The organism is Fodinibius sp. Rm-B-1B1-1 (genome assembly GCF_038594945.1).
GTDB classification, from domain to species: domain Bacteria; phylum Bacteroidota; class Rhodothermia; order Balneolales; family Balneolaceae; genus Fodinibius; species Fodinibius alkaliphilus.
In genome coordinates this window covers 1,183,277-1,196,148 of record NZ_JBCFYD010000001.1, presented here as the reverse complement: position 1 = coordinate 1,196,148, position 12,872 = coordinate 1,183,277, and the positions used below count along the sequence as shown (strand labels likewise).

13 protein-coding genes are annotated in these 12,872 nt (G+C 43.9%); 3 read left to right on the top strand and 10 right to left on the bottom strand.

All coding sequences use genetic code 11. The features are described 5' to 3' along the window. Window positions 1-53: 53 nt before the first annotated feature. The 5 genes from panD to AAFH98_RS05425 form a co-directional block, all read right to left on the bottom strand. A complete protein-coding gene (gene panD / locus AAFH98_RS05445; RefSeq protein ID WP_342521681.1) occupies window positions 54-479 on the bottom strand; it encodes an aspartate 1-decarboxylase in 426 nt (141 codons plus the stop codon). An 8-nt stretch (window positions 480-487) separates the two neighbouring features. Continuing rightward, entirely contained in the window at window positions 488-1,369 is an 882-nt protein-coding gene (panC, locus tag AAFH98_RS05440; protein ID WP_342521680.1) for a pantoate--beta-alanine ligase, read from the bottom strand. 36 nt (window positions 1,370-1,405) lie between these two features. Then, window positions 1,406-3,190 carry a 2-oxoglutarate dehydrogenase, E2 component, dihydrolipoamide succinyltransferase gene (gene sucB, locus AAFH98_RS05435; RefSeq protein ID WP_342521679.1) on the bottom strand — a complete coding sequence of 595 codons (1,785 nt, stop codon included), beginning with the start codon at window positions 3,188-3,190 and terminating at the stop codon, window positions 1,406-1,408. A gap of 171 nt (window positions 3,191-3,361) precedes the next feature. Further along, on the bottom strand, window positions 3,362-3,694 hold the full coding sequence (locus AAFH98_RS05430) for a hypothetical protein (protein WP_342521678.1): 333 nt from the start codon (window positions 3,692-3,694) through the stop codon (window positions 3,362-3,364). Between the two features lie 175 nt (window positions 3,695-3,869). Continuing rightward, window positions 3,870-4,994: a trans-sulfuration enzyme family protein gene (locus tag AAFH98_RS05425; RefSeq protein WP_342521677.1), complete on the bottom strand. Its 1,125-nt coding sequence runs from the start codon at window positions 4,992-4,994 to the stop codon at window positions 3,870-3,872. A 70-nt stretch (window positions 4,995-5,064) separates the two neighbouring features. Here AAFH98_RS05425 and AAFH98_RS05420 point away from each other — a divergent pair, with 70 nt between their 5' ends. Together AAFH98_RS05420 and AAFH98_RS05415 are read left to right on the top strand one after the other, a co-directional pair. Beyond that, window positions 5,065-5,934: a LytR/AlgR family response regulator transcription factor gene (locus AAFH98_RS05420; protein ID WP_342521676.1), complete on the top strand. Its 870-nt coding sequence runs from the start codon at window positions 5,065-5,067 to the stop codon at window positions 5,932-5,934. Window positions 5,935-6,068: 134 nt separating this feature from the next. After that, window positions 6,069-6,773, top strand: coding sequence for a hypothetical protein (locus tag AAFH98_RS05415; RefSeq protein ID WP_342521675.1), 705 nt, complete (start codon window positions 6,069-6,071; stop codon window positions 6,771-6,773). Between the two features lie 46 nt (window positions 6,774-6,819). Here the strand turns inward: AAFH98_RS05415 and AAFH98_RS05410 are convergent, their stop codons facing one another. The 4 genes from AAFH98_RS05410 to AAFH98_RS05395 form a co-directional block, all read right to left on the bottom strand. Then, window positions 6,820-7,218 (bottom strand): ArsI/CadI family heavy metal resistance metalloenzyme, encoded by a 399-nt coding sequence (locus AAFH98_RS05410; protein WP_342521674.1) that lies wholly within the window; start codon window positions 7,216-7,218, stop codon window positions 6,820-6,822. Between the two features lie 186 nt (window positions 7,219-7,404). Beyond that, window positions 7,405-8,016, bottom strand: coding sequence for an RNA polymerase sigma factor SigZ (sigZ, locus tag AAFH98_RS05405; protein ID WP_342521673.1), 612 nt, complete (start codon window positions 8,014-8,016; stop codon window positions 7,405-7,407). A gap of 103 nt (window positions 8,017-8,119) precedes the next feature. Then, entirely contained in the window at window positions 8,120-9,349 is a 1,230-nt protein-coding gene (locus AAFH98_RS05400) for a M48 family metallopeptidase (RefSeq protein WP_342521672.1), read from the bottom strand. A gap of 53 nt (window positions 9,350-9,402) precedes the next feature. Further along, window positions 9,403-9,741: a ribonuclease E inhibitor RraB gene (locus AAFH98_RS05395; protein WP_342521671.1), complete on the bottom strand. Its 339-nt coding sequence runs from the start codon at window positions 9,739-9,741 to the stop codon at window positions 9,403-9,405. Window positions 9,742-9,916: 175 nt separating this feature from the next. Here AAFH98_RS05395 and AAFH98_RS05390 point away from each other — a divergent pair, with 175 nt between their 5' ends. Further along, the gene (locus AAFH98_RS05390) at window positions 9,917-12,154 is read left to right on the top strand and encodes an amino acid permease (RefSeq protein WP_342521670.1); all 2,238 of its coding nucleotides are present in this window, start codon (window positions 9,917-9,919) and stop codon (window positions 12,152-12,154) included. On the opposite strand, the gene AAFH98_RS05385 is transcribed toward AAFH98_RS05390, so the two are convergent. Beyond that, window positions 12,151-12,852, bottom strand: a complete 702-nt coding sequence (locus AAFH98_RS05385; protein ID WP_342521669.1) for a potassium channel family protein — start codon at window positions 12,850-12,852, stop codon at window positions 12,151-12,153. The genes AAFH98_RS05390 and AAFH98_RS05385 overlap by 4 nt on opposite strands. Window positions 12,853-12,872 lie beyond the last annotated feature (20 nt).

Sequence of the window (12,872 nt, the reverse complement as noted above, 5' to 3'; positions counted from 1 at the left end):
AACCCTCAAGAAAGCAAATCCTGAGGGTTTTAAAAATCGTAAATAGTATTAGCTTATTCGTCAACCACCGTATTGTCCACCACGCCCTTTTTTAGATCATACTTGGTGGCATATTCGGTATCCTCAACAATAGTTTTGGGATCATTATTCTCATCCACAATAACCACCTTGGGCTTGAAGTCTTTGGCCTCTTCGGGCGTCATCTCGGCATAAGAAATAATAATAACCCGATCGCCCACTTGCGTTTTTCGCGCCGCAGCTCCATTTAGACAACAAACGCGCGAACCGGCATCACCAGGAATTGTATAAGTTTCAAGACGTTCACCATTGGTAATATTTACGACCTGCACTTTTTCATAAGGAAGAATACCCGACTCATCCAATAGCTCTTGGTCAATGGTAATGCTTCCCTCATAATGAAGGTTTGCCTCAGTTACCTTCATCTGATGCAATTTAGATTTGAACATCGTTAGCTTCATGGTCGTAACTATTTTTCAATAATGATATTATCAATTAAACGTGTTTCGCCTAAGTACACGGCGCCGGCCAAGATATATTTACTGTTTGCCTGGGGACTGGTAACCGGTTTCATCTTCTCAAACGAAAACAGGTTAAGATAATCAATTTTAAACCCTTTTGCTTCCAATTCGTTTTTCTGATGATCTAACAGTAATTCAACGTTTTTTGCTCCATCAACGATCTGCTTCCCCACATACTGCAGCGAACGATATAAACCCGGTGCTAATTTACGCTGTTCATCATCCAGATACTTATTACGACTACTCAACGCCAATCCGTCATTCGCTCGCTTGATTGGCCCCATGACCAATTCAATATCATGATTAAATTCGGTGACCATCTGCTGCAGAATACGGAACTGCTGGATATCCTTTTGACCGAACACCGCAAAATCAGGTTTGATAATATTGAAGAGCTTATTTACAACCAGCAAAATTCCCTCAAAAAAACCTGGGCGCGAACCGCCATCCATATATTCATTAAGTTCATCCACCTCAATACTTAAAAACTGCTTCCCGGGATACATAATCTCATCAGTGGGTGCAAAAACAGCTGCAACTCCTTCTTCTTCGCACTTTTCCAGATCATCTTGTAACTCTCGCGGATATTCCTCAAAATCCTCATCAGGAGCAAACTGTTCGGGATTTACATAGATAGAAGCAATGACCTTATCAGCCTTTTGTTGAGCAAGCCGAAAAAGGGACAGATGTCCCTCGTGCAGTGCTCCCATCGTGGGCACAAATGCGACCGTATTTCCCTCCCTCTTAAAGGATTGTACTTTGTCACGAATGTCTGCAATGCTTCGCTGTGATTCCATATAATTCCCAATAAAGAAGGGGTTTATTGCCATAAACCCCTTCTTTCAGATTATTATAATTTCGACTTCTTACACCGCGCGCTCGGGATCGAAGTTTTCGAGTAGCTCTTTAACTCGGTTAAGGAATGCTCCGCCATGAGCACCATCAACAATACGGTGATCGTAACTCATTGAGAGATACATCATGTGTCGAATGGCAATCACATCCCCTTCCGACGTTTCGCGCACAACGGGACGTTTTTCAATAGCACCCGTTCCGATAATAGCAACTTGTGGCTGATTGATAATAGGCGTACCCATCAGGTTACCTACACTTCCGTAGTTTGTAAGCGTAATCGTTCCGCCAACCAAGTCATCGGGATTCAAGTTCTTGTTCCGCGCCTTGATCGCAAGATCGTTAACCGATTTTGCCAAGCCGACAAGATTTTTCTCTTGTGCATGCTTAATCACAGGGACAATCAATCCGCCTTTACCCCCTTCACCCAGCGCCACGGCCAAGCCAAAGTTGATATCACGCTTCAACAGAATTTCATCATTCTCGGTATCCACCGAACTGTTGATAAGCGGAAACTCGCGTATAGCCTGAATCATTTTTTCAATGAAAAGTGGCGTATAGGTCAGCTTAACACCAGCCCGCTCCTGGAATTCCTGCTTATTAGCTTCGCGCCAGCGGACCAAATTGGTTACATCCACTTCAGAAAAAGTGGTTACATGGGCCGACGTCTGCTTAGATTTCACCATGTGCTCGGCAATCATCTTACGCATACGATCCATCTTGACGCGCTCGACATTTTCGGATGGGCGTTGCACATCAAGTTCACCGGCAGAAATAGATCCTTCCTTACCTTTTGCAGCAGGCTGTGATTGCATGCTCGGCTTACTGAGTCCACCTGAAGGCTGTGCAGTTTGTTGTGCCTTGCCAGCCTTACGATCTTCAAGGTAACTCATCACATCCTCTTTGGAAACGCGGCCGCCCTGACCAGAACCTTCAATACTTTCCAGCTCTTCTTGGGAGATGCCTTCTTCCTTAGCAATAGACCGAACTAACGGAGAATAGAATCGTCCGTCACTGCCAATACGCTGTGGTTCACTTCCACCAGAGGGTGCCCCATTTGTACTGGTAGATGCAGCAGGTTGTGATTTTTGCTCTTGTGTTGATGTCGTTTCTTCTTTCTTCTGAGTATCAGATGTAGGCTTTGTAGTTGAAGCAGCACCCGAAGCGGCCTTGCCGGTAGCAATAACAGCAATGGTTTGTCCAACCTCGACGGTGTCCCCTTCTTCAACCAGAATTTCAACCAATGTACCGGCTTGGGGCGAAGGCACTTCCGTATCTACTTTATCTGTAGAAATTTCTAAAAGTGTTTCATCTTCTTCCACTTCATCACCGATGGCCTTAGCCCATTCAATGACCGTACCTTCCATCACTGATTCACCCATTTGAGGCATCTGAACCTCAACACGTTCGCCTTCGTCATCAGCATCTCCACCACCTGTTTCTTCGGGAGACTCCTCAGTCTCCGAAGTCTCTGGCGCAGAAGAACCTTCTTCCGTCTCTGATTCTTCGGCTTCTTCCTCTGTAGATCCACTGTCACCTGAAGTATCGGCCGCATCAGCATCCGTTTCTATAACTGCAATGGGTTGGCCGACCTCAATGGTATCGCCTTCTTTGGCTAATTTTTCAATAAGAATTCCAGCTTGGGGTGAGGGCACTTCGGTATCTACTTTGTCAGTAGCAATTTCAAGAAGCGTTTCATCTTCTTCTACTTCATCACCGATCTCTTTACTCCATTCAATAACGGTGCCTTCCATTACCGATTCGCCCATCTGGGGCATTTCTACTTCAACTCTGGCCATTGGTACTCAGATTATATCATTAAAATTAAAATACCTTCAATCAAAATGCTGTTCATAACGTTCAAAATCAGCCCTCAAAGATCACAATAAATGGGATTAGATCAAAATAAATAGGCTGGCATAACACATATTTAAGTAACCAATTAGTTAATAGAATAAAACCTTACCTAACTAACTAAACACTCTCCATATCAATAAAAAGCAGGTTAACACGAAGAGTACTCCAAAAATCAAAAATATATAATCGGACAACCATTTCGGTAAAAACAGATCTGCTACGGAGCCTACTTTGGCCCCATGCTGCTCAGCCAGATCCGTCAGCGGACAGCGCCAGTTATTTAATAACAGTGCTAACAACTCTACAATAGTAATTCCAAACGCCCACCAAGTTAGGGTATTGATCTGATCCATGGCTGCCGTTACAAAAACATAGATCGTACTCCCCACTATCAAAAAGAAAAGCAGGGAATGAATCAGCTTTATATAAAATACGGTTTTGGACATCGATGTCATTAAGCATCAGAAAACTTGAGAACCTCATGTCATCCTGAATCCCAATGTGTCGGTACAAACGTTGTTGCTTGCAGGATCTACAAAAAACTCACTTTCACAGATGCTAAAATAAATTCAGCATGACACAAAACCTTTTAAAAAGTTAAAACTTCATACTTCCCACGAATCACTCATCTGATAACGCTCGTTCCAGATCCTCCAGCAGATCATCTGCATGTTCTAACCCAACGCTGATCCGGATCAGATTTTCCGGCGTAATCGAACCTTCGCCCTCACTGCTACGACGGTGCTCCCAGGTAGATTCCACTCCACCCAGACTGGTAGCCCTCCCAATAAGTTTGGATTTCCCAACAATTTCTATCGCCTCCTCGGCACTGCCATCAATCAAAAAGGAAATCATTCCTCCAAAACTGCTCATCTGCTTCGCAGCAATTTCGTGTCCCGCATGAGTAGCCAAGCCAGGATAGAAAACCTTTTCTACCTTTGGATGATTTTGTAGAAATCGAGCCAACGTTTCGGCATTTTGATTATGCCCTTTCATTCGATACGGCAACGTCCGTGTACTACGAGCCAACATCCAGCAATCATCCGGCGACGGCACTGCCCCACCTGTTCGTTGCACCATGCGAATTTTTTCAAATCTCTCATCATTTTTCCTACTAACTACTGCACCACCCAAAATATCACTGTGCCCGCCAAAATACTTCGTTGTAGAATGCACAACTAAATCCGCACCCAGCTTCAGGGGCATCTGGTTAATGGGCGTCGGCCAGGTATTATCTACACAAGCCATAGCATCATTTTGATGTGCCAAGTCACTAATGGCTTCAATGTCCATAATATTCATTAATGGATTAGAAGGCGATTCTATCCATATCAGTCTGGTATTGTCGTTAATATGATCCTCAACATTTTTTAGATCGGTCATATCAATAAAATCAGCCTGTAACCCCCAAGGCTTCATCAGATCATGTACCAGCTTGCGATTACCCGCATACACATCCTCGGGAATAATAATGTGATCGCCCGGTTCCAATGCCTGAAACACAGCAGAAGCGGCCGCCACGCCACTCGAAAATGCTGCAGCAGCTTCTCCTTCTTCCATCACCTTTAGCACTTGCTCCCACTGCACACGATTGGGATTTTCGAGCCGCGTATAATGCCAGTCGCCTTCGGATCGCCCTTCTTTATCCAGCTCGTAAACCGTAGAACGATGCACCGGCGGTACGATATCGGGATTGGGATTAGCAACTTCCATGGCAGCGTGAATTGCTTTAGTTTTGGTACGCATAGTTTAGAATTTTTTGTGCTCAATAGTTTGTAATTTATTGCAATAAAATAGAAGAATACTTTAAAAGCTAATGGGTATTTTGCGACTACTCGGTGTTTTCAATAAAGCATATCCTACAGACACCAACGAATCCAGACAAAAATGGTCTGTAATCTTAGTATCACTATTCGTTTTTTTATTTCTTTTCATCTTTGAACCTTTCGGCCTGCATACCTTCACGACATCCAATCGCCTCATAATTTGTCTTGGATACGGTAGTTGTACGGCTATGGCCATGAGCCTCAATTTCCTGGCTTTCAACTGGATAACCAACCGTTACCCGCTCGAAGAAACATGGACAGTCGGCACACACATCCTCTGGAATTGCTGGATACTACTGACTATTGCTTTTATTAACCTTCTTTATTCTAACCTTACTGACATCAGCAATTTTACTGCCCAAAACCTGTTTATCTCGCTGGGGCAAGTTTTTCTGATCGGCCTATTCCCCATTGGAGGTATCATATTATTAGACTACACCCATCTTTATCGGAAAAATATGCATCGAGCCAAAGAGCTCCGTAAAAAACTGAAACAAGAAACCTCCCATTCCTCTGAATTTATCATTTTACGTTCATCCAATAGTGATGATCGGCTGCAACTTAATCCCAATGAGCTACTCTATTTAACATCGGCCGACAACTACGTAAAAATAATTTACAGGGTAAATTCGACAATTAAACAAAAACTGCTTCGAGGCACCCTCAAGTATTTTGAGAATCACATTGACCACCCCAAAATCATTCGATGCCATCGCTCATATATTATCAACCTAATGCAGATCACCGATATTTCGGGCGATGCCCGTGGATACTCCCTATCCCTCCGGAGTACCGATACGACGATTCCCGTTTCCAAAACGTACGTCGATCATTTTAACCAGCAGCTATCGATTGATTAAGAATTGCACTTCATCCCTCATCAGTGCAATTCATCCCTTTGCCGCGATTAACTGTCCATCTTTTCATAGCTTTTCGATGGAACAGCACAAATGCTAATCTATTTTATCAACAGTAATTTCATTCTCAACGTAACATGATTCACATATTCTTAGTCATTCATATAATCGCGGGATTCGCAGCTCTTGTTACAGGATTTATTGCCATCACAACCCAAAAAGGCAAAGGATGGCATATTTATTCGGGACGCCTCTATTTCTGGAGTATGATTATAGTTGCTATTACAGCCATAATCTTATCAGCGGTGCGACCCAATTTATTCCTGTTGTTTATCAGTTTGTTCAGCTTTTATCTCACATGGTCGGGCTATCGTGCCATCCGGTGGAAAAACAATCCCTTGCCCGGCATAGCACATATCTTTGACCGTTTGCTGGTCCCACTATTTTTTGCAGCGGGCATCGCCATGATCGGCTTAGCATTAGGTGCAATATTTGAACTCCTTCACCATCCCCTCCTACAAAAAACCAAAATAATCATACTGGTTTTTGGGATAATATTTGCTGCCTTAACAGGACGGGATCTGGCATTGCGGATTGGATGGTTAGTCAAAACTAAATTCCAATGGATGTTCGAGCATATTCAAGGCATGCTTGCGGCATATATTGCCACCTTTACAGCATTCCTGGTTGTTAATGTTACCTTTCTGCCAATGGCGGTCGTATGGCTGGCACCAACTGTAATCGGTACGCCGGTTATTGCCTATTGGGTACGTAAATACAAACGAAAGTTTAACCGCCCCAACCCCTCATCCAAACAATCAGGAAAGAAAAATCCAGCCTAAATGATGAAAGCCCCCGGCAACTCTAAGGTACCGGGGACACCATAGGTTAACAGCACGCCGCCTCCTCTTCGGCGCTATATTCTTCACTTTCGCCAAAGGTGTGGAACGCCTCCCACTCTACGCCTTGCGGGTCGGCTACCCACGATTTGTTGGAGTTGGCATAGCAGCAAGTTGTTTCTCCCTCGTTACGAACCAACCCGTGCGTGCGATCGATATTGGATCGTAACTCCAGCAACTCTTCTTCACTTTCGGCCTCGATACCGAGGTGCTCGATTCCTTTTTCTCCATCGCGTTCAGCAATCGAAAAGTTTACCCGAGGATCATCGAGCATCCACTTGGCATAGTCTTCTTTTTGCTTAGTTGGAGCCACGCCAAAGAAAGTGCTATAGAATTCTACTGATTCATCAAGATTATTCACTTTTAACATTACGTGCATACGTTTCATAATGGTCACCTTTTTGTTTTTAGGATGATTAATTATAACTCTTCACCCTATGTAGTCGTGGCCCAACCCAAAAAGACGCAAAATTAATACAGATTTTTTTGATTGATCTGGTTATGCTCATGAATACTCTTTACAAAAATCGGGCATATCATCTAAAATCTCATCAGTCAAAAAGAAAATTAAACCTCAACAATCCTCACAAGACTCCTCTCCATTCTCATCTTTAATTTTGTGATATGCAACTGCACGTCCCTCTTCACCAAATTGCACCTCACAACAAGCCACCAACACGTCGCCCAACTTTTGCCGCGCCCGCTGCACTCTTGATTTGGCTCCTGATAGCGACAGCCCCAGATAATCAGCCACTTCTTGCTGCGTTTTGCCTTCGATATCTGCCATCTTAAGCGGCTTGCCATACTTCTCCGGCAGTTCATCAATCATAGGAATGAGCCAAGAAAGCACTTCTTCATGCACATCGTGATCCCCCTCAAATGTATTTAAATCTAACATAGGATCATCATCTCCGCCCATCGTTATTTCTGTACCAGCTGGCTCTTCTTTTTCTCTCCCTTTCTTTCGATAGTGGTCTGCTAATGCACGACGAGCGATCCCGAATACCCAAGATTGGACACGATCTTCCTGACGGAGATTATCAATACCTTTATGAATCCGAATAAAAATATCCTGGAGCACATCTTCGGCTTCATCATCATTGGATACTTTGGATCGTACAAATCCTCGAACTTGGTCGCTAAACTTACGCCAAAGCATTTCAGTATTAAGTTGATTTTCAGACATAGAAACAAAGAACTATCATTACTTTTTGTCTTTTATTCCTTACCACTAAGACACCAAGATAACTACGTTTTTTTTTGATTTAGTGCACAAAATGGTTTAGTGGTTACAAAGATCTAATCGCCTTTATTCGCTCCAGCACCGGCGGATGAGAGTAATTCAGGAATACATAAAACGGGTGAGGCGTAAGGTTCGATAGATTATCTTTTGAGAGCTTTTTCAATGCTGCAATCATCGGTTCTTTCTTGTAGGTAGTAGATGCAAATTCGTCGGCCTCAAACTCATATTTACGCGACAAAATCTGCATAAAGACCGACACAATCATATCAATGGGGGCATAGAGCATCCCAAAGAAAATGAGTCCGGCATAAACAGACATCTGCTCCATATAAAAAGCCTCGAATAATCCTTCAGAGGATAAGAAAATGGACAGCAGGAAAAACATTATTCCCGTCTGTGCAATGCTGATGGCCATATTTTTGATGATATGCTTCTTTTTATAATGACCAATCTCATGAGCTAACACTGCCACGAGTTCATCCTCTTCATGGTTGTCAATAAGCGTATCGTAGAGCGCAATTCGTTTGTTCTTTCCGAATCCGGTAAAAAAAGCATTCGACTTGCTGCTGCGTTTGGAGCCATCCATCACATAGACGCCCTCCATCGCAAAGTTTACCTTGTCAGCATAATCACGGATTTTTTGCCGCAGATCGCTTTCCCCGAGCGGCTCAAAGTCATTAAAGATGGGCATGATCCACTTCGGAGCAATGAATTGAATAAACAGCGTAAACACGGTAACGGCTCCCCAGGCATACAACCACGCGTATTGATCAATGAATATAAAAAACGCTAAGATACCCGCCAGCAGCGGACCGCCGAGCACAATGCTCAATCCCAAGCCTTTCAACAGATCCAAAACAAAAATTTTGGGCGTGGTTTTATTAAAGCCGTACTTCTCTTCAATTACAAAAGTAGAATAGATGCTAAAGGGTAGCGACAGTAGTTGTTTGGCAACAATCAGAATCCCAATATACACAAGGCCGGTCCAGATGAGACCAAGCTCCCAGCTGCGGACGATCTCATCCATCCATTGAAATCCGCCGGCAAACCAAAAAACAAGTAGTAATGCCAGATTAAATACTGATGTCAGGATTCCAAATTTGGTGCGTTCTTTGGTGTAACGCTGTGATTGCTCGTAAGTCTCTTCATCGTACACATCCCGAAACTCCTCGGGAAGCTCTTCATCAAGTGATTTGAGGTTCAGGTAGTCACTAACCAAATTCAGGATAAAATCGATAGCCAGCGTGGCTAAAATAATGATGGCAAAAATATTCATCTATTTATTGCGGATCTAAACTTTTAAGGTCTAACTCTTCTTATGTGATTCTATTATGCAACGTCGGCTTCATCTTCTACAACCGTCGTACCCCAACCATCGTAATTGCCATTTTTAGCCCGTGCCAACCGTTCAAAAAAGTTTTTAAGCTCCAAAAACCTATCCTTGGTAGGCTTGATCTCTTTTTTTGCTAAACACAACCAATTATCAGATGACTCGGAATAATGTACAGAGGCGTCAAACTGTAAATTCATCAGGCATGACTTAGTTACGTAGGCGTCCCACTCTGTTGGGAAATACAAGAAGAACTCCATTGATTGTTCTACCTCCGGATCGCCATCCGGCGTCTCAATGTTATTAACTGCCATCTGTTCTACTGTTTTTCGTGCCATCGTTAATGAAATTAATTTTTAATGCTCGATGTTTTTTTTAATTCCATCACGAAAGGTACGGAAACTGAAGCTTTTCATTAAATCCGAAAATAAACCCTAATAACCTATATTGTGAAGAACCCAGAAATTTGTACCTTTCTCCGTCTTTTAAACAGAAATTAAGTGCTTTTAGGTTATGGCAGATTCTTCGGCAGACCAAGAATTAGCGCGCGATCTTGGATTTTTAGAAGCGTACACCATTGGTGTTGGCACCATGATTGGCGCTGGTATTTTTGTATTGCCCGGAATTGTGGCCGAAAATGCAGGTCCTGCCGGAATGATCTCGTTCCTTATTGGGGGATTTGTCTCGCTCCTTACGGCCCTTTCGTTGTCGGAGTTAGCCACGGGCATGCCTAAAGCAGGCGGAAGTTATTACTACGTGAACCGAGCCATGGGGGGATTTTTCGGCTCCATCGTAGGGTGGAGCATGTGGGGCGGGCTCATGTTTGCTACAGCTTTCTACATGCTTGGCTTTGGCCAGTACCTGACCTTCTTTTATGGCAATATTCCGGTTGCGGGATCTGCTCTTGTCATGGCCGCCGCCCTCATTGGAATAAACTATCGTGGAGTTAAGGAAGTCGGGGCTTTCCAAAATATTATTGTCATTTTGTTAATAGGATGCATTCTTGTCTTCCTTTCATTTGGCGTCTTTAATATCGACTGGGACGTGTTCCGTCCGTTTAATCCCGGTGGATGGGGGGCCGTAGCTGCTACTGCTGCTACGGTATATGTAAGTTTTGTGGGATTTGAGGTCATCGCTACCAGCGCTGAAGAGATCAAAAATCCAGGTCGCAACCTGCCACTTTCGATGATTGCATCGGTACTAACCCCCACACTCTTTTATGTACTGGTTATGCTCGTATCTACGGGCGTGCTTCCCGTAAGTGAACTGGCTGAATCCTACATTCCCGTGGCCGATGTGGCCAGTGAATACCTGGGCAGTATTGGCGCTTTGATGATGGTGATTGGTGCCGTACTTGCAACGGTTTCCAGTGCCAATGCTTCTATTTTATCGGCAGCCCGCGTTAATTTTGCAATGGGACGTGATAAAATTTTATCCAGCTGGCTCAACAAAATTCACTCAGATTACCGTACGCCCTTCCGAGCAATCTTAATCACGGGCGCCGTTATTTTGGGACTCATCGCTTTTGGGGTGGGATTAGAAACGCTCGCTGATGTAGCCAGTTTCTCTTTCCTCATTACCTATATGCTCGTACACGTTGCTGTTATTGTGATGCGTCGTGCCAATCCGGACGATTATAATCCCGATTTCAGAATTCCCAACTGGGCGTATCCCATTATTCCCATCATTGGTGCTGTTTCATGCTTGGTTATTGTCACTCAAATGCGTCCCATGGTGATGGTTATAGGGACAGGAATTATTTTAGTAGGTGTTGGATGGTACCTGTTCTATGCTATCAAACACGCCGAAAAATCCAGCCTGGTGGGTGATGCTATTGCGGCTCGCGATAAAGCCCCGACTCCTAATGAACGATATCGCATTGTTATACCCATTGCTAATCCGAAAACCGAGCAATACCTGATTAAAGTGGGGGGAATGATCGGCGCCGACTTTGGCGATGCTGAAATTGTAGCCGTCAGTGTTCTGGAAGTACCCCAGCAGACATCCCTTGAACAGGGCATCCAGTTTGAAGATGAACGAATAAAACGACAGCAGCAGCTTCTTGACAATGCCCGCGAAACGGCTCAAAATGCCGGACTTGGACTTCGTACCCGCGCCCTTGTTTCGCATAGCGTGAGCTCTTCGGTCCTGAATATCCTTAAAGAAGAACGTGCCCAACATCTTGTATTGGGGTGGAGCGGCAAACGAAAACCCTACCAGCATATCCTGGGCTCTAATATTGATAACATTGTCAATAATGCAGAATGCGAAATTTCCCTGGTTAAAGCGGGTAACAAACCGATCAAAAATATTGTCGTGCTTGTAGGGACTGGTCCTAACACAGTCCTGGCTGTTAAACGGGGACAAGAACTCAAGAAAAATACGGAGAATGCACAACTCACACTGCTTACCGTACAGAAACCAGTAGAGAATGACTCCAACATTGATCCTGAACAAGAAGGGAAAGGACTGATTACATCTGTGGCGCATCAAGTAGGCATTGATCCCGAAATGTTCACCCCAGAAGTTGTTATAGCCGATGATATACGAGAAGCCCTCATGCAAAACATTGAAAACTTTGACACAGTGATTATCGGTGCTACGCGGAGCACAGCAGTACGTCAGGCGCTCTTCGGATCTATCCCTGAAGCGATTGGCGAAAAATCCAATGCGAATGTCATTATTACCCGTGGACGCGAATATAAACCGCGAACGGTGACTGAGGGCATTATTGAACGACTTTCTCGCTAATTGGTATCCAGCATTTTATCGACATCTTCTTTGCTGCCAACCAACAAAAGCCGATCCCCTTTTTTAATCTCCGTACTTCCTTTAAGAATACCAAGCGGCTCATACTGTTCGGGCAAACCAATCTTTTTACCTGATTCGCTCAAACGTTTTATAGTAATTAAATTCAGCTGATATCTCTTTCTTATTTTAAGGTCTTCAAGTGTATATCCCGCCATAGAATCCGGGGCTTCCACTTCAAACATGGCTAACCCTTCCCCAAGATCAAACACATCCGACATACCGCGTCGCACTAAAGAAACACCCATGCGCTCGGCAACTTGTCGCTCGGGATGAATGACATCCGTAATACCGATTTGTTTTAAGATCTGTTCCTGAGTATATGAACCCGCACGACCATAAACTTCCTTAACACCGGCATTAAGCAGGTGCATCGCTGTTAGAACAACAGGCTCAAATGTTTCACCAATTGCAATAACGGCCACATCCACATTTGTTATACCGTGCTCTTCGAGCAGTTCCGCATCAGTCCCGTCAAAACAGATTGCATCAGAAACATAATCCTTAACCTGCTCGATGTGCTCCATATTATTATCTATGGCAATTACATAGGCTCCCTCCTCGGATAGCTTTTTTGCCAAAGCATTGCCAAAAGCACCAATTCCAATAATAGCAAACTGTAATTCCGTACGTCGTTTCATAAAATAATTGATTAATAATT